Source organism: Streptomyces sp. SCSIO ZS0520, assembly GCF_025643355.1.
In the GTDB taxonomy this organism is placed as follows: Bacteria; Actinomycetota; Actinomycetes; order Streptomycetales; family Streptomycetaceae; genus Streptomyces; species Streptomyces physcomitrii.
Genome location: NZ_CP092644.1, coordinates 7,181,750 through 7,196,738, shown reverse-complemented (window position 1 = coordinate 7,196,738; position 14,989 = coordinate 7,181,750). Strand labels below are relative to the sequence as shown.

The following is a 14,989-nucleotide window of genomic DNA, read 5'->3' as shown; positions in this document are numbered from 1 at the left end:
CAGGAGCCCCTGGGCCCGACTCTGGCGTGGGCGGCAGGGGCGGGGCGCGGTGCGCGCCACCGTCCACCAGATTAATCAAGAGGTGCCGGGCGGCGGGAGTGCGTCCGGGCGGTCCGCTACGGGTTGTTCGTCACCTCTGGCCCTGTGGTGCCCGGGGTTCACTGCCGCCCCGGGACTCGGCGAGGGCGCGCAGGGCCTGCGCGTCGCGGACGGCGTGCTGCCGGGCGAGGCCGGGCTGGATGCCGAGCACGGGCAGGCTGCTGCCGTCGCTGAGGTCGAGGAAGACCCAGGGGTCGCCGGAGCGCAGGTTCACCCTGACGATCTCCGCCCAGTCGAGCCTGCGGCTGCTGGCGATGTTGACGACCGTGACCCCGGACTCCTCGGCGTGCACCCGCGGCCGGCTCAGCAGGGCGAGGGCGCCCCAGAAGAGCGCCGCGGTGAACACGAAGCTGGTCCGCTCGGCCGGACCGAGTCCCGGCAGCAGCAGCGCGATCACCGTGAGGACGAGGAAGAGGGCGCAGCCGCCGCCGAGCAGGATCGCCCGGGTCCGGCCGGGCCGGAAGGTACGCGGCAGCGAGGGCGGCTCGGCGGCGGGCTCGCCGTTCACGGCGCTCACAGGCGGCAGGCGTGGATGGCGGTGGTGAGGATGGCCCGGGCGCCGAGGGCGTAGAGGCCGTCCATGATGCGCTGCGCGTCCTTGGCGGGGACCATCGCGCGGACGGCGACCCAGCCCTCGTTGTGCAGCGGGGAGATGGTCGGCGACTCCAGGCCGGGGGTGAGGGCCACCGCCCGCTCCAGGTGCTCGGCGCGGCAGTCGTAGTCCATCATCACGTACGTACGGGCGACCAGGACGCCCTGGAGGCGGCGCAGGAACTGCTGCACCTTGGGGGTCTCGGTGTCCTCGCCGGTGCGGCGGATCACCACCGCCTCCGAGGTCATGATGGGCTCGCCGACGACTTCGAGGCCCGCGTTGCGCAGCGAGGTGCCGGTCTCCACGACGTCGGCGATGACCTGGGCGACGCCGAGTTCGATCGCGGTCTCCACGGCGCCGTCGAGGTGGACGACGGTGGCGTCGATGCCCTTCTCCGCGAGGTGCTTGTCGACGATGCCCTCGTAGGAGGTGGCGACCGTCATGCCGCCGAAGTCCTCGACGCCGCGGGCGGTGCCGGGCCGGGTGGCGAAGCGGAAGGTGGAGCGGGCGAAGCCGAGCGGCAGGATCTCCTCGGCGCCGGCCCCGGAGTCGACGAGCAGGTCGCGTCCGGTGATGCCGATGTCGAGGCGGCCGGAGGAGACGTAGATGGCGATGTCGCGCGGGCGCAGGTAGAAGAACTCGACCTCGTTGTCCGGGTCGACGATCACCAGCTCTTTGGACTCCCGCCGCTGCTGGTAGCCGGCCTCATGGAGCATCGCCGACGCGGGGCCTGAGAGGGAACCCTTGTTGGGGACGGCGATGCGCAGCATGCGGGCGGCTTCCTTTGCGGTAGGTGAGCGGAGGCTTCGGGTACGGGGCGCGTCCGCCGGGAGGAGCGGGCGGCGGCTCAGAGGTGGGCGTAGACGTCGTCGAGGGAGATGCCGCGGGCGACCATCATCACCTGTACGTGGTACAGGAGTTGGGAGATCTCCTCGGCGGCGGCCTCCTTGCCCTCGTGCTCGGCCGCCATCCAGACCTCGGCGGCTTCCTCGACGACTTTCTTGCCGATGGCATGGACGCCCTTGCCGACCAGTTCCGCGGTGCGGGAGGTGGCGGGATCGCCGTGGGCTGCCTTGTGCTGGAGCTCCGTGAAAAGCTCCTCGAACGTCTTCTTGGACATGGTGCGGCCTACTTTACGCGGAGCTGCGGGGCCGATGTGCGGCGCCTCCCTCGCGGGCGGCGCCGCACCGGACCAGGGATCAGTGCCAGGGCTCGGCGAGGCTGCGCAGGGTGACCGCGGTGGCGACGGCGGCGGTGACCGCCTCGTGGCCCTTGTCCTCGCGGGAGCCCTCGATGCCCGCCCTGTCCAGGGCCTGCTGCTCGTCGTCGCAGGTGAGCACCCCGAAGCCGATCGGCACCCCGGTGTCCACGGAGACCTGGGTGAGCCCCTGGGTGACGCCCTGGCAGACGTACTCGAAGTGCGGGGTGCCGCCGCGGATGACCACGCCGAGGGCGATCACCGCGTCGTAGCCGCGGCCCGCGAGCGCCTTGGCGGCGACCGGCAGCTCGAAGCTGCCGGGGACGCGCAGCACGGTGGGCTCGCTGATGCCCAGCTCGCCGAGGGCGCGCAGGGCGCCGTCCACCAGGCCGTCCATGACCTTCTCGTGCCACTGCGCCGCGATCACCGCGACCCGCAGGTCGCCGCAGTTCTTCACGCTCAGTTCGGGTGCGCCTTTGCCGCTCACGCGCTTCTCCTCGTACGTACGGGGTGGGGGTTGCTGCTGCCGGGCGCCGCGGCCCGGGGGATCTCGGGGGTCACTGGTTGCCGCAGCCGGCGGCCGGGGCCGTCTCCAGCCAGGGCAGGTCGTGGCCCATGCGGTCCCGCTTGGTGCGCAGGTAGCGCAGATTGTGCTCGCCGACCGGGCCCGGCATCGGCTCCCGGCCGGTGACCTCCAGGCCGCCGCGGACCAGGGCCGCGCTCTTCTCCGGGTTGTTGGTCATCAGGCGCAGGCTGCGCACCCCGAGGTCGGTGAGGATGCGGGCGCCCGCGGCGTAGTCCCGGGCGTCGGCGGGCAGGCCGAGTTCGAGGTTGGCGTCGAGGGTGTCGTGGCCGCGCTCCTGGAGCTCGTAGGCGCGCAGCTTGGACAGCAGGCCGATGCCGCGCCCCTCGTGGCCGCGGAGGTAGACCACCGCTCCCCTGCCCTCGGCGGCGATGCGCTCCATGGAGGCCTGCAGCTGGGGGCCGCAGTCGCAGCGCTGGGACTGGAAGATGTCGCCGGTCAGGCACTCGGAGTGGACGCGTACGAGGAGGTCCTCGCCGTCGCCGATCTCGCCGTGGACCAGGGCGACGTGCTCCACCCCGTCGACCGTGGAGCGGTAGCCGTAGGCGGTGAACTCGCCGAAGGCGGTGGGGAGTTTGACCTCGGCCTCGCGGCGGACGGCGGGCTCGCTGCCGCGCCGGTAGGCGATCAGGTCCTCGATGGAGATGATCGTCAGGCCGTGCTTGCGGGCGAAGGGCACCAGTTCGGGCAGCCGGAGCATGGTGCCGTCCTCGCCCGCGATCTCCACGATCGCCCCGGCGGGCCGCAGTCCGGCGAGCCGGGCCAGGTCGACCGCGGCCTCGGTGTGGCCGTTGCGCACCAGGACGCCGCCGGGCCTGGCGCGCAGCGGGAAGATGTGGCCGGGGCGCACGAAGTCCGCGGGCTCCGAGCCGCCCTCGGCGAGCAGCCGCAGGGTGGTGGAGCGGTCGGCGGCGGAGATGCCGGTGGTCACGCCGTGGGCGCGGGAGGCGTCCACGGAGACCGTGAAGGCGGTGCTCATCGACTCGGTGTTGTGCTCGACCATCTGCGGCAGGCGCAGCCGGTCCAGCTCCTCGCCCTCCATCGGCGCGCAGATCAGTCCGCGGCACTCGCTCATCATGAAGGCGACGATCTCGGGGGTGGCCTTCTCGGCGGCGACGACGAGGTCGCCCTCGTTCTCGCGGTCCTCGTCGTCGACGACGACGACCGGGCGCCCGGCGGCGATGTCGGCGATCGCCTGCTCCACCGGGTCCAGGCCGAGGTCGTCGGCCCCGGCGGACAGCCAGGCGGCCAGCTCGGGAGCACCGGCGGGCGCCTCGGGCGCCGCGGTCACGGGTGACGGGTGGGTGGTCATGCCGGTGCTCCTTCCATGAGGGGCTGGGCGTCCCTGCGGGAGCGCAGCCACCAGTCGCGCAGGCCCCACAGGACCAGGGCGCCGTAGACGAGGTAGATGAATCCGGAGAAGGCGAGGCCGCTGGAGAAGTTGAGCGGGACCCCGACGCAGTCCACGAGGAGCCAGGCGAGCCAGAACTCGACGAGCCCGCGGCCCTGGGCCACCATCGCGACCAGGGTGCCCACGAACACGTAGGCGTCCGGCCAGGGGTTCCAGCTGAGCGAGGGGTACGCGGTGAAGAGGCCGCCGACCGCGAGGGTGCCGACGGCCGCGCCGCCGAGCAGGAGCAGCCGCTCGCGCCAACTGGCGAAGCGCACGGCGACGCTGCCGTCCTGCGCCTGCTGCCTGCCCCTGCTCCACTGCCGCCAGCCCCAGACGGCGGTCACGATGATGACGAGCTGCTTGCCGACGCTGCCGGACTGGTGGACCGAGACATTGGCGGCGACCAGGACCGCGGCGGACAGGAGCTGGGCGGGCCAGGTCCAGATCGAGCGGCGCCAGCCGAGGGCGAGGCCGAGCAGCCCGACGGTGTTGCCGATCAGGTCGGAGTAGATGATGTGCTGCCCGAAGGCCGTGAAGGCCTCGGAGTTGAGCCAGTCGAGGGCGCTCACCGGGCCGCCTCCCCGCCGTGCGCGAGCAGCCGCTCGACGTACTTCGCGATCACGTCGACCTCCAGGTTGACCGGCTCGCCGGGCTGCTTGGTGCCGAGGGTGGTCAGCGCGAGGGTGGTCGGGATCAGGCTGATGGTGAACCAGTCGGGCCCCGCCTCGACCACGGTGAGGCTGACCCCGTCCACGGTGATGGAGCCCTTCTCCACCACGTAGCGGCCGAGCCCGTCCGGGAACGAGACCTTGACGATCTCCCAGTGCTCGGAGGGGGTACGGGCGAGGATCGCGCCGGTGCCGTCCACGTGCCCCTGCACGATGTGGCCGCCGAGCCGGCCGCCGACCGCGGTGGGGCGCTCCAGGTTGACCCGGGAGCCGGTGGCGAGCGCGCCGAGGCTGGAGCGCTTGAGGGTCTCGGCCATCACATCGGCGGTGAACTCCTCGCCCTCGTGCTCGACCACGGTCAGACAGACCCCGTTGACGGCGATCGAGTCGCCGTGCTGCGCGCCCGCGGTGACCTTGGGGCCCCGCAGCCGGAAGCGGGAGGCGTCGCCGAGTTCCTCGACGGCGGTGACCTCACCCAGCTCTTCGACGATTCCGGTGAACACTCAATGCTCCTTCGGGGAGAGGTTCGCGGTGATGCGCAGGTCGTTTCCGAGGCGCACGGTCTCGGTGGTCCGAAGCCGGAACGCCTCGCCGAGGGTGGTGATTCCGGCGTCGGCGAGGGCGGTGGGCCCGGCGCCGAGCAGGACGGGGGCGAGGTAGCCGACGACGCGGTCGACGGCGCCCGCCGCGAGGAAGGCGGCGGCGAGGGTGGGCCCGCCTTCGAGGAGGACGGCGCGGACCTCGCGCGCGTACAGGGCCGCCAGCAGCGCGGTCAGGTCCAGGCCGCCGCCCGCGCGGGGCAGCCGCAGCGGCTCGGGCAGGTGGGCGGCGGCCGGGGCGTCCTCGGCGACGGCGACCAGGGTGGGCGCCGCCCCGTCGAGGACGCGGGCGCCCGGCCGCACCGCGCGCGCCTCGGTGTCCACCACGACGCGCAGCGGCTGTACGGCGCCCTCGATGCCGCGCACCGCGAGGTGCGGGTCGTCGGTGCGGGCGGTGCCGGAGCCGACCAGGACGGCGTCGGACTCGGCGCGCAGCCGGTGCACGTCCGCGCGGGACTCGGCGGAGGTGATCCAGCGGCTGGTGCCGTCGGCGGCGGCACTGCGGCCGTCGAGGGTGGCGGCGTACTTCCAGGTGACATGGGGGCGGCCGAGCCGGACCGCGGTGAGCCAGGCGGCGTTGGTCTCGGCGGCCTCGTCGGCGAGCAGCCCCTCGGCGACCTCGACCCCGGCCTCGCGCAGCCGCCGGGCGCCGCCGGAGGCGCCCGGGGTGGGGTCGGCGACCGCGTAGACGACCCGGGCGACGCCCGCGTCGAGGAGTGCCCGGGCGCAGGGGCCGGTGCGGCCGGTGTGGTTGCAGGGTTCGAGGGTGACCAGGGCGGTGCCGCCGCGGGCGCGCTCTCCGGCGGCGCGCAGGGCGTGCACCTCGGCGTGCGGTCCGCCCGCGCGCTGGTGGAAGCCCTCCCCCGCGACCTCGCCCTGGGCGTCGAGCACGACGCAGCCGACGACGGGGTTGGGGCTGGTGGCGCCGAGTCCGCGCGCGGCGAGGGCCAGGGCGCGCCGCATGGCGGCCTGTTCGGTCGCGGGCGCTGGGACGGCCACCGGCTCTCCTGCCTCTCGGGCACGGACTCCGGGGCCTGTCGGTGACGACAGAATTCGACGAGCGGCACCGGGAGTCGTCGCCGAGAGCCAGGGGGCGCCTTACGGAGAAGGCGGACCCGAAACCTACGGCGGCGTGCACGAATGCCCGCCCGCCGCGCACTGCCTCCCATCCGGACTTTCACCGTCGGTCCAGGAATTTCACCTGGTCAACCGGCCACTGGATGCGGCCGGGTCGCGGACTGTAACCGCCGGTTCGGAATTGCACCGACCCCGGAGTGCGCTGCTTCTGGTACGCACTCAGTCTGCCATCCCCAGGGCGGGCCGTACGAGTGAACAGCTGTGCGGTGGCTCACAACCGACCCCGGCACCGGTCACCGTATCCTTACCCGCAGTGACAATCGCGTGGCCGCAGGCTTGCGCGCAGGCGAAGGGACGGACGAGGGATGAGCACGATTCTGGTCACCGGCGGGACCGGGACACTCGGGAGTCTGGTCGCCGAGAAGCTCGGCGCCCGCGGCCACGAGGTCCGGGTCCTGAGCAGGCACGCCGAGCCGTACGCGGTCGATCTGCGGGACGGCCGCGGTCTCGACGCGGCGGTCGAGGGCGCCGAGGCGATCGTGCACTGCGCGAGCACCCCGCGCGGCGGTGACGAGCGGGCCGCCGGGCACCTGATCGCGGCGGCCCGCAGGCACCGGGTGCCGCATCTGGCGTACATCTCGATCGTGGGGGTCGACCGGGTGCCGCTGCCGTACTACCGGGCCAAACTCGCCGTGGAGAAGCAGCTGGAGGAGTCGGGGCTCGGCTGGAGCGTGCTGCGGACGACGCAGTTCCACGAGCTGGTCCTGATGATCCTGGAGGGCAGCGCGCGGCTGCCGGTGATGCTGCTGCCGAAGGAGGTCAGCGACCAGCCCATCGAGGTGGGCGAGGTGGCCGAGCGCCTCGCCCGCCTCGCGGAGGGCGAACCGGCGGGCCGGGTCGCGGACATGGGCGGCCCGGAGGTCCTGAGCTTCACGGAACTGGCCGAGGCCTACCTGCGCGCCTCCGGCCGCCGCCGTCGTACGGTGTCCGTGCCACTGGTCGGCAGGACGTACGCGGCGCTGCGCGAGGGCGGTCATCTGACGCCCGAACACGCCGTGGGCAAGGGCACGTTCGGGGAATTCCTCGGGACGCGGTTCGCGCGCGCCGCATGAACCGGGGGCCCCGGCGGGCAGAAGCTCCCGGGTGATTCCTTGCGGAGGGGGACGGCGGATGTCCGGGGCCGAGCGGATACGGCGCGCGCGGTGGGCGGTCGCCGCCGTCTTCTGTGTGCACGGCGCGGTCGCCGGGTCCTTCGCGACCCGGGTGCCGTGGATCCAGGACCACACCTCGGCCAGTGCCGCGCAGCTCGGCCTCGCCCTCGCCTTCCCCGCGCTCGGCGCCTCGGTGGCGATGCCGATGGCGGGCCGGGTCAGCCACCGCTTCGGCAGCCGCACGGCCCTGCGGCTGCTGCTCTCGCTGTGGACCCTCGCCCTGGTGCTGCCCTCGCTCGCGCCCGACCTGGTGCTGCTCTGCCTGGCCCTCGCGGTCTACGGGGCGACCTCGGGCATGGCGGACGTGGTGATGAACGCCCTCGGGGTGGAGACCGAGAACCGGCTCGGCCGCTCGATCATGTCCTCGCTGCACGGCTGGTGGAGCGCCGGCGCCCTGATCGGCTCGGCGGCGGGCACCCTCGCCGCCCACCTCGGCTCGGACGCCCGGCTGCACCACGTGCTCGCCGCGCTCACGCTCACCGCGCTCGGCCTGACCGTCTGCGGCGGGGTGCTCGACGTACGGGCCGAGGAGGACGAGTCGCCGCCGCCGCGGTTCGCGCTGCCGCCCGCCGCGGCGCTGCTGATCGGCGCGGTCGGCTTCTGCGCGGTCTTCGCGGAGGGGGCGAGCCTCGACTGGTCGGCGGTCTATCTGCGCGAGCAGCTGGGCTCGTCGGCGGGGGTGGCGGCGGCCTCCACCACCGGGTTCGCCCTGACCATGGCGCTGGCCCGGTTCGCGGGCGACCGGGTGGTGGACCGGCTCGGACCGGTGCGCACGGTGCGCGGCGGCGGGGTGCTCGCCACCGCGGGCGGACTCCTCGTGGTGCTCGCCGGGCACCCGGCGGTGGCGATGGCCGGGTTCGCGCTGATGGGGCTCGGGATCGCGGTGGTGGTCCCGCTCGCCTTCGCCGCGGCGGGCCGCAGCGGTCCCAACCCCTCGCAGGCGATCGCGGGCGTGGCCACGGTGACGTACACCTCGGGCCTGATCGCCCCCTCGGTGATCGGCGGCCTCGCCGATCTGACCAGCCTGGTGACCTCCTTCGCCCTGGTGAGCGCGCTCGCCTTCGGCCTGGTGCTGTGCGCGGGTGCGCTGCGCGGCGGACCGGCCCGGATCGGCGCGGACCGCGGCGGGGCTAAGGCTTCACCAGCTCCTGAGCGGCGGACCTGAGGCGCTCGCTCCAGGGCTCGGGGCGCAGTGTGTCCGGGTGCAGGCGGACCAGGACGCGGGTGCCCCGGGCGTAGGTCAGCGCGCCGTCGGCGGAGCAGAAGCGGAAGCCGTAGGTGAGGCCGGTGCGGCCGAGGCGCTCGATCCACAGGTGGACGGCGTAGTCGCCGGTGCGGTTGACCGGTGCCTGGTAGCTGATGTGCAGCTCCTTGACGGCGTTGCACATGTCCCCGGCCGCGTGCCAGTCGCCCTCGAAGACGAAGCCGCGCTCGTTCCAGAAGGCGGTCCAGGCGCGCTCGACCATCAGCGGGTAGCGGGCGTTGTGCAGCAGGCCGAGGGCGTCGAGGTCGTCGAAGTGCACCTCCACCGGGACCAGGCTTCCGTACCGGAGGACGGAGGGGGCTTCGGTGGTCACGGGTGGCTCCTGGGTCGCGCGGCGGGTTCCCCCTCATCCTAAGCGGCTGCTCAGCAGGGATGCGGGGGCCGGGGCTGCGCCGCATCTCACATCCGCGGCCCGCGCCGCGGCGCCCTCGCTCGCCGCGGGAGCGGTCCTGGGCGACGATGGCTGGGCGGGGTGTCCGCCGCCGTGCGCGGGCGCCCGAGGACCTCACCGAGGAGTGCGGTGCGCGAGGGCAAGGGCGAACGGCGGGTGGATCCGGCCGGGGCCGCACAGGGCCCGCGGACCCTCGCCGACACCATGCTCCGGCTGCTGCGGAGCCCGGACCCCGGCTCCCTGCTCGCGGCGGCGATGGACGGCTGCCTGGCCCGCACCGGTGCCCGCGCCGGCACCGTGTACCTGCTCCAGGACGACGGCTGGCTGCGGCTGGCCAAGGGGCTCGGCCTGTCCGAGGCCCTGCTCGCCACGGTCCGGCTGATCCCGCCCGAGGCGGACCTGCCGCTGGTCGAGGCCATCCGCACCCGGCGCCCGGTGCACGTCCGCGCCGAGGAGTACCGCAGCCGCTACCCGCGCGCCCACCTGCCGCCGGAGCCGACCGCCTTCAGCTGCCTGCCGCTGCTGGTGGACGGGCGCTGCCTGGGCACCCTGACCGTGCAGCTCTCCGGGACCGAACCGCTCCCCCGCTCCGGGCAGCGCGAGCTCGAACTGATCGCGGCCACCTGCGCGCACCGCCTGGACCATCTGCTCGCCCAGGGCGCCGGATCCGAGGACGCCCGGCTCGACCAGGCGCTGCGGCTGCTCCAGGGGCGTTCGCGGGCGGCCCGGCTCGAACTGGCCATGGCCAACGCGGAGATCGGCTCCTTCGACTGGGACTTCGCCTCCGGCCGCGTCATCGGGGACGAGCGGCTCTGCCGGATCTTCGGCCTCGGCCCGCACCACTTCGACGAGGGCGCCGAGACCTTCTTCCGCGCCATCCACCCCGACGACCGGGTACGGGTCAACCGGCTCGTCCGCGAGAGCGTGGACACCGGCGTCTACCGGGCCCAGTACCGGATCGCCCGGCCGGACGGGGCCGAGCGCTGGATCGACGCCAGCGGCAAGGTGGTCCCCGACTCCCACGGCCGCCCCACGGGCATGCTCGGGGTGGTCCAGGACCGTACCGAGCAGCATGCCCGGGAGGAGGGCAGCGCCGCCCGGCAGCAGTTCGTCCTCGACCTCTCGCGGGCGCTCAGCGAGGTCCTGTCCGTCCAGGCCATGGTCGAGAAGGTCTTCGACATCGTCCTGCCGGGCCTCGGCGGCCTCGCCACCGCCCTGTACCTGCGCGAGGAACGGGGCCTGCGCCTCGCGGGCTCCCGCGGCCCGGGCTGGCGGGAGTCCCGGCGGCCCGACTGGCTCGCCCGCCCCGACCACGCGCTGCCGCGGGACCCGCACGGCGAGCACCCGCTCTTCCTCGGCAGCCGGGCCGAGCTCTCCCGCCGCCTGCCGCACCACGGCCCGCGGCCCCCGGAGGGCGTCCACGCCGCGGCGCTGCTGCCGCTGACCGTCGAGGGGGAGCCGGTCGGCCTCTGGATGATCTGCTACGCCGAGCCGCGGGAGTTCACCGCCGATGTGCAGGTGGCGCACACCGCGGCCGCCGGGCTCCTCGCCCAGTCCCTGGCCCGCGCCCGGCAGTTCGAGTCCCGCAGGCGCCAGTTGAACGAGCTCCAGCACCTGATGCTGCCGCGGCGCGTGCCCGGGGTCCCCGGGATCGAGACCGTGGTGCGCTATGTGCCCGCCGCCGAGGGCCTGTACGTCGGCGGCGACTGGTACGACGTCCTGCCGATGCCGGACGGCCGGGTGGTCCTCGCGATCGGCGACGTCCAGGGCCACAGCGCCGAAGCCGCCGCCGTCATGGGCCAGTTGCGCACCGCGATGCGGGCGCAGGCCAATCCGGGCCCGCCGGTGGGCGAGCTGCTGGCGCTCGGCAACCGCACCCTGTGCGAGCTGGACACCGAGCTGCTCGCCACCTGCTGCCTGGTCGAACTCGACCCGTCCCGGGGCACGTTGACCGCGGTACGGGCCGGGCATCCCCCGCCGCTGCTGCTGCGCCCCGACGGGCGGGTACGGGAACTCGCGGTGCCCGCGGGGCTGCCGCTGGGCGCCTTCGCCGACACCGGCTACCCGGCCCTGACCGGCGCCCTCGCCCCGGGCGAACTGCTGCTGCTCTTCACCGACGGCATGCGGGATCCGCCCGGCGGCGGCCCCGAGGAGACCTTCGCCGAACTGCGGACGGCCCTCGTCCGCTGGGCGCACGGGGACGTCCCGCTCGGCACCCTCGCGGACCGGGCGGTGGCCTCCGCCCTGTCGCACGACACCCACGACGACCTCGCCGTGCTCCTGGTCCACCGCACCGGGTGAACTCCGCGCGGACGGACGGCTTTCCCTCGTACGGAGGAAGCCCGTGCCGCGTTCGCGGTGCCCGGCGCCCGCTGCTGCCACGCTGCCTGCATGGCGCAGCTGGAAGAGTCCACGGCCTCCGCGCGGCGGGTCGACGCGGTGGCGGCACGGCTGCGCGCCCTCGGCGCCGGCTGGCACGCGGCGGACGGGGTCGGGGTCTTCAACCGGGTCTATCTGACGGTCACCGAGGAGGTGGGCCGCCGCCTGGCCCGGGGTGCCTTCCGCGATCCCCGGGCCGCCGCCCTGCTCGACGTCCGCTTCGCCGAGCGGTACCTCGCCGCGGTCGAGGGCGCCGACCGGGGCGGCCATGTCCCGGCCTGCTGGCGGCCGTTGTTCCAGTACCGGCGGCATCCCGGGGTGCACCCGCTGCAGTTCGCGCTGTGCGGGATCAACGCGCACATCGGGCACGACCTCGCGCACGCGCTGCTCGACGCCTGCCACGGCCTCGGCTGCGATCCGCTGGAGCTGGAGGACGAGTTCGAGCAGGTCGGCGAATTGCTCCTGGCCCTGGAGGAGCGGATCCGGGAGGACCTGATGCCGGGGCCCGATCTGCTCCAGGTCGCCGATCCGCTCACCCATCTGCTCGGCTCCTGGAGCCTGGAGCGCGCCCGGGACGGCGCCTGGTCCGCCGCCCGGGCCCTGTGGGCGCTGCGTGAATTCCCGGGCCTGGCCGACGAGTTCGGGCAGCGGCTGGACGCGGCGGTGGGCCTGGTCGGCCGGATGCTCCTCACGCCGCTGCCGGACTGAGCCGCCGCCCCGGGAGCGGCGCGGCTCAGTCCTCCGGCAGCTCCACCGGCGCGATCTCCTCGTAGCGGTCGCCGGGTCCCGGGTTGGTGGGATCGGTGGCGCCGCCGAACTGGTGCATGACGCCCCAGACGGCGTTCAGGGCGGTCTGCACGGCGCCCTCGGCCCAGCCCGCGGTCCACGAGACGTCGTCGCCCGCGAGGAAGATGCCGCGCTTGTCCGCGGGCAGCCGGTCCTGCATGAAGTGGGTGAACAGGCGCCGCTGGTAGCGGTAGTGGCCGGGCAGATTGGCCTTGAAGGCGCCCATGAAGTACGGCTCGTTCTCCCAGGAGACGGTCACCGGGTTGCCGATGATGTGCTTCTTGATGTCCACCCCCGGGTAGATCTCGCCGAGCGACTTCAGCATGACCTCCATCCGCTCCCCGGCGGAGAGCGGCAGCCATTTGAGGCTGTCGTCGCACCAGGTGTAGGAGAGGCAGATCACCGCGGGGCGGTCGGGCCCGTCGTCCAGGAGGTAGGTGCCGCGGGTCATCCGGTCGGTGAGCGTCATCGACATCGTGTCCCGGCCGGTCGGGCGGCCCTGCGCGTCCACCGCCCCGTCGAGCCAGAACGGCCGGTCCACCGGCACGAACAGCTTCGAGGACTCCATGTAGTGGGTGCGCTCCATCGCCGTCCAGTGGTGGATGGGGAAGAGCGCGTCGTCGCAGTCGATCTTCGAGAGCAGCAGCCAGGACTGCGCGGTGAAGACCGCGGCGCGGTAGGTGCGGATGTCCCCGGCCGCGTCCGTGACGGTGATCCGGTTGCCCGCGGTGCGGCGCAGCCGGGTCACCGCGGGGCGCGGGTCGCCGCCGTGCAGCGAGGAGAGCGAGGTGCCCGGCGCCCAGTGCACGATCTTGCCCGGCTCGCGCGCCCAGAGCCGCAGCGGCAGTTGCTGGCTGCCGCCGACGATGCCCCGGTGGTGGTCGTCGGCCTCGGTGTAGACGACGCGCAGGATCTCCAGGATCGAGTTGGGGAAGTCGGTGTCCCAGCCGCCGGTGCCGAAGCCGACCTGGCCGAAGATCTCCCGGTGCCGGAAGGAGCGGAAGGCCTCGGAGGCGCAGAGGAAGCCGTAGAAGGTCTGGTCGTCGAGCTTCTCCACCAGGCGGGCCCAGATCTCCCGGATGCGCGGGACGTCCCGCTCACGCAGGGCCCGGTTCATCTCGGAGAACGCGGCGCCCTCCTCCAGGCAGGCCGCCCAGGCCTCGGCCACCTGCCGGTAGACCTCGGGGAGGTCGTCGAGGGTGCGGGCGTAGTGGCTCTCCCCCTTGAGGTCGACCACGGTGGAGGGGGTGGACTCGGCCAGCGGGTTGGGGAAGGGCCGGGTGTCGAGGCCGACGAGGTCGATGTAGTGCTGGAGCGCGGTGGAGGACGGCGGGAAGCGCATGGCGCCCATCTCCGCGGTCAGCTCCGGGTCGCAGCCCTCGAAGCCGACGGTGCGCAGCCGCCCGCCGATCCGGTCGGCCTCGTAGACGACCGGCTTGAGGCCCATCTTCATCAGCTCGTACGCCGTGATGATCCCGGAGAGGCCGCCGCCGATCACCGCGACCTCGCTGCCGTGCTCGGTGGCGGGGATCTGGCCGAGCCCGGCCGGGTGGGCGAGGAAGTCGTCGTAGGCGTAGGGGAAGTCCGGACCGAACATGGTGATCGGCGGCTGCCGGCCGTCGCCGTGCGGGAGGGCGGTGGGCACCGTGGACGTCATGGGGTACGGGCTCCTTGCGCGGGTGGGTGCTGAGGGTGGAGGCGTGCGGTACGAGGGGTGGAGACGCGGGGGTGCCGGGGGTGAAGACCGGGGGTGCGGTCGCCGGGGCGCGGTGGGGTCAGTGGCCGGGGCCGTACAGCTCCGGGCGGCGGTCGGCCAGATAGGGGTTCGCCGCGCGGGAGGCGGTGAGCAGGGCCGGGTCCACGTCGGCGAGCAGCAGTTCCTCGCCGGGGCCCGCGCCGGTGCTCGCGGCGGGCGAGGGTCCGGACAGCGAGGAGTACCCGGTGAAGGTGAACTCCCCTTCCGTGCCGGTGCGGTTCACATAGGCCAGGTAGAGCTGGTTCTCGAAGGCGCGGACCGGCACCACGGAGCGGGCCACGAAGCGGTAGGGCTCCATCAGCGCGGTCGGCACGAGCAGCAGGTCGGTGCCGGCGAGGGCGTGGGCGCGGACGTTCTCCGGGAACTCCACGTCGTAGCAGACCAGCAGGCCGAGCCGCAGCCCGCCGAACTCGGCCTGGACGACGAGCTGTTCACCCGGGGTGAACCAGCGCTGCTCGTACTCCCCGTAGAGGTGCGTCTTGCGGTAGTTGGCCAGGCGCTCGCCCGTGGGGCCGATCAGCTGGGCGGAGTTGTACAGGCGCGTCCCCGCGCGCTCCGGGTAGCCGTAGGCGACGGCGAGCCCGTGCCGGACGGCGATCTCCGCGATCCCCCGGGCGCCGGGGCCGTCGGCGGGTTCCGCCAGGCGGGCCACCTCCTCGCCGATGGCGTAGCCGGTGAGGTACAGCTCCGGTGCGGCGAGCAGCGCGGCCCCCTGCGCGGCGGCGCGGGCGGCGGCCTCGTCGAGGAGCTTGAGATTGTCGGCGGGGAACCCGGGCCGTCCGGAGCTCTGCAGCAGAGCGGCGCGCAGCGCGGGCATGCGGAAACCTCGTGGTGCGGTGGGTGCGGGGAACGTCTCGACGGTACGGGCGGGAGCCGCCGTCGAACAAGGCGCGAGCGTTGCTCATCGCCGGGCCATTCATTGCGCGGCCACCGCGCTGAGCAGCGATTTGTTGCGCGGGCGCGCGGAGGCGGGACCGGACACCCGGCGCCTGT

Annotated in this window: 15 protein-coding genes and 1 riboswitch; of the genes, 4 read left to right on the top strand and 11 right to left on the bottom strand. The window is 74.0% G+C overall.

Going from position 1 to position 14,989, the window contains the following annotated elements; translation table 11 throughout:
• Positions 1–130 precede the first annotated feature (130 nt).
• The 8 genes from MID12_RS29360 to ribD form a co-directional block, all read right to left on the bottom strand.
• On the bottom strand, positions 131–607 hold the full coding sequence (locus tag MID12_RS29360; protein WP_040255133.1) for a PH domain-containing protein: 477 nt from the start codon (positions 605–607) through the stop codon (positions 131–133).
• Between the two features lie 5 nt (positions 608–612).
• The gene (hisG, locus tag MID12_RS29355; RefSeq protein ID WP_040255132.1) at positions 613–1,461 is read right to left on the bottom strand and encodes an ATP phosphoribosyltransferase; all 849 of its coding nucleotides are present in this window, start codon (positions 1,459–1,461) and stop codon (positions 613–615) included.
• Positions 1,462–1,538: 77 nt separating this feature from the next.
• Positions 1,539–1,811 carry a phosphoribosyl-ATP diphosphatase gene (locus tag MID12_RS29350; protein WP_016434182.1) on the bottom strand — a complete coding sequence of 91 codons (273 nt, stop codon included), beginning with the start codon at positions 1,809–1,811 and terminating at the stop codon, positions 1,539–1,541.
• A 79-nt stretch (positions 1,812–1,890) separates the two neighbouring features.
• Positions 1,891–2,376, bottom strand: a complete 486-nt coding sequence (ribH, locus tag MID12_RS29345; protein ID WP_040255131.1) for a 6,7-dimethyl-8-ribityllumazine synthase — start codon at positions 2,374–2,376, stop codon at positions 1,891–1,893.
• Between the two features lie 70 nt (positions 2,377–2,446).
• Positions 2,447–3,784: a bifunctional 3,4-dihydroxy-2-butanone-4-phosphate synthase/GTP cyclohydrolase II gene (locus tag MID12_RS29340; protein ID WP_263172014.1), complete on the bottom strand. Its 1,338-nt coding sequence runs from the start codon at positions 3,782–3,784 to the stop codon at positions 2,447–2,449.
• Positions 3,781–4,434, bottom strand: coding sequence for a nicotinamide riboside transporter PnuC (locus MID12_RS29335; protein ID WP_040255130.1), 654 nt, complete (start codon positions 4,432–4,434; stop codon positions 3,781–3,783). The genes MID12_RS29340 and MID12_RS29335 overlap by 4 nt, the downstream gene beginning before the upstream one ends.
• Positions 4,431–5,036 carry a riboflavin synthase gene (locus MID12_RS29330; protein WP_263172012.1) on the bottom strand — a complete coding sequence of 202 codons (606 nt, stop codon included), beginning with the start codon at positions 5,034–5,036 and terminating at the stop codon, positions 4,431–4,433. The genes MID12_RS29335 and MID12_RS29330 overlap by 4 nt, the downstream gene beginning before the upstream one ends.
• The gene (ribD, locus tag MID12_RS29325) at positions 5,037–6,095 is read right to left on the bottom strand and encodes a bifunctional diaminohydroxyphosphoribosylaminopyrimidine deaminase/5-amino-6-(5-phosphoribosylamino)uracil reductase RibD (protein WP_040258472.1); all 1,059 of its coding nucleotides are present in this window, start codon (positions 6,093–6,095) and stop codon (positions 5,037–5,039) included.
• Positions 6,096–6,283: 188 nt separating this feature from the next.
• A riboswitch (FMN riboswitch) is annotated at positions 6,284–6,414 on the bottom strand.
• A gap of 160 nt (positions 6,415–6,574) precedes the next feature.
• On the opposite strand from ribD, the gene MID12_RS29320 reads away from it, so the two are divergent.
• Together MID12_RS29320 and MID12_RS29315 are read left to right on the top strand one after the other, a co-directional pair.
• The gene (locus MID12_RS29320) at positions 6,575–7,321 is read left to right on the top strand and encodes an SDR family oxidoreductase (protein ID WP_040255128.1); all 747 of its coding nucleotides are present in this window, start codon (positions 6,575–6,577) and stop codon (positions 7,319–7,321) included.
• Between the two features lie 58 nt (positions 7,322–7,379).
• Positions 7,380–8,585: an MFS transporter gene (locus MID12_RS29315; protein ID WP_263172010.1), complete on the top strand. Its 1,206-nt coding sequence runs from the start codon at positions 7,380–7,382 to the stop codon at positions 8,583–8,585.
• Here the strand turns inward: MID12_RS29315 and MID12_RS29310 are convergent.
• Complete coding sequence (locus MID12_RS29310; RefSeq protein WP_040255126.1) at positions 8,551–8,997, bottom strand: acyl-CoA thioesterase; 447 nt, start codon at positions 8,995–8,997, stop codon at positions 8,551–8,553. The genes MID12_RS29315 and MID12_RS29310 overlap by 35 nt on opposite strands.
• Positions 8,998–9,204: 207 nt before the next feature.
• Here MID12_RS29310 and MID12_RS29305 point away from each other — a divergent pair, with 207 nt between their 5' ends.
• Positions 9,205–11,376 (top strand): SpoIIE family protein phosphatase, encoded by a 2,172-nt coding sequence (locus MID12_RS29305; protein WP_263172006.1) that lies wholly within the window; start codon positions 9,205–9,207, stop codon positions 11,374–11,376.
• A 90-nt stretch (positions 11,377–11,466) separates the two neighbouring features.
• Complete coding sequence (locus MID12_RS29300) at positions 11,467–12,162, top strand: DUF5995 family protein (RefSeq protein ID WP_040255124.1); 696 nt, start codon at positions 11,467–11,469, stop codon at positions 12,160–12,162.
• Positions 12,163–12,187: 25 nt separating this feature from the next.
• On the opposite strand, the gene MID12_RS29295 is transcribed toward MID12_RS29300, so the two are convergent.
• Positions 12,188–13,897: a flavin monoamine oxidase family protein gene (locus MID12_RS29295; RefSeq protein WP_263172004.1), complete on the bottom strand. Its 1,710-nt coding sequence runs from the start codon at positions 13,895–13,897 to the stop codon at positions 12,188–12,190.
• Positions 13,898–14,015: 118 nt separating this feature from the next.
• On the bottom strand, positions 14,016–14,813 hold the full coding sequence (locus tag MID12_RS29290; protein WP_040255122.1) for a carbon-nitrogen hydrolase family protein: 798 nt from the start codon (positions 14,811–14,813) through the stop codon (positions 14,016–14,018).
• Between the last annotated feature and the right edge of the window lie 176 nt (positions 14,814–14,989).

What these genes read in the sequence shown, in the direction of transcription:
- MID12_RS29340 (WP_263172014.1), bottom strand. Translation starts at nt 3,784, where the DNA reads ATGACCACCCACCCGTCACCCGTGACCGCGGCGCCCGAGGCGCCCGCC.
- hisG (WP_040255132.1), bottom strand. Translation starts at nt 1,461, where the DNA reads ATGCTGCGCATCGCCGTCCCCAACAAGGGTTCCCTCTCAGGCCCCGCG.
- ribD (WP_040258472.1), bottom strand. Translation starts at nt 6,095, where the DNA reads ATGCGGCGCGCCCTGGCCCTCGCCGCGCGCGGACTCGGCGCCACCAGC.
- MID12_RS29290 (WP_040255122.1), bottom strand. Translation starts at nt 14,813, where the DNA reads ATGCCCGCGCTGCGCGCCGCTCTGCTGCAGAGCTCCGGACGGCCCGGG.
- MID12_RS29295 (WP_263172004.1), bottom strand. Translation starts at nt 13,897, where the DNA reads ATGACGTCCACGGTGCCCACCGCCCTCCCGCACGGCGACGGCCGGCAG.
- MID12_RS29315 (WP_263172010.1), top strand. Translation starts at nt 7,380, where the DNA reads ATGTCCGGGGCCGAGCGGATACGGCGCGCGCGGTGGGCGGTCGCCGCC.
- MID12_RS29300 (WP_040255124.1), top strand. Translation starts at nt 11,467, where the DNA reads ATGGCGCAGCTGGAAGAGTCCACGGCCTCCGCGCGGCGGGTCGACGCG.
- MID12_RS29350 (WP_016434182.1), bottom strand. Translation starts at nt 1,811, where the DNA reads ATGTCCAAGAAGACGTTCGAGGAGCTTTTCACGGAGCTCCAGCACAAG.
- MID12_RS29320 (WP_040255128.1), top strand. Translation starts at nt 6,575, where the DNA reads ATGAGCACGATTCTGGTCACCGGCGGGACCGGGACACTCGGGAGTCTG.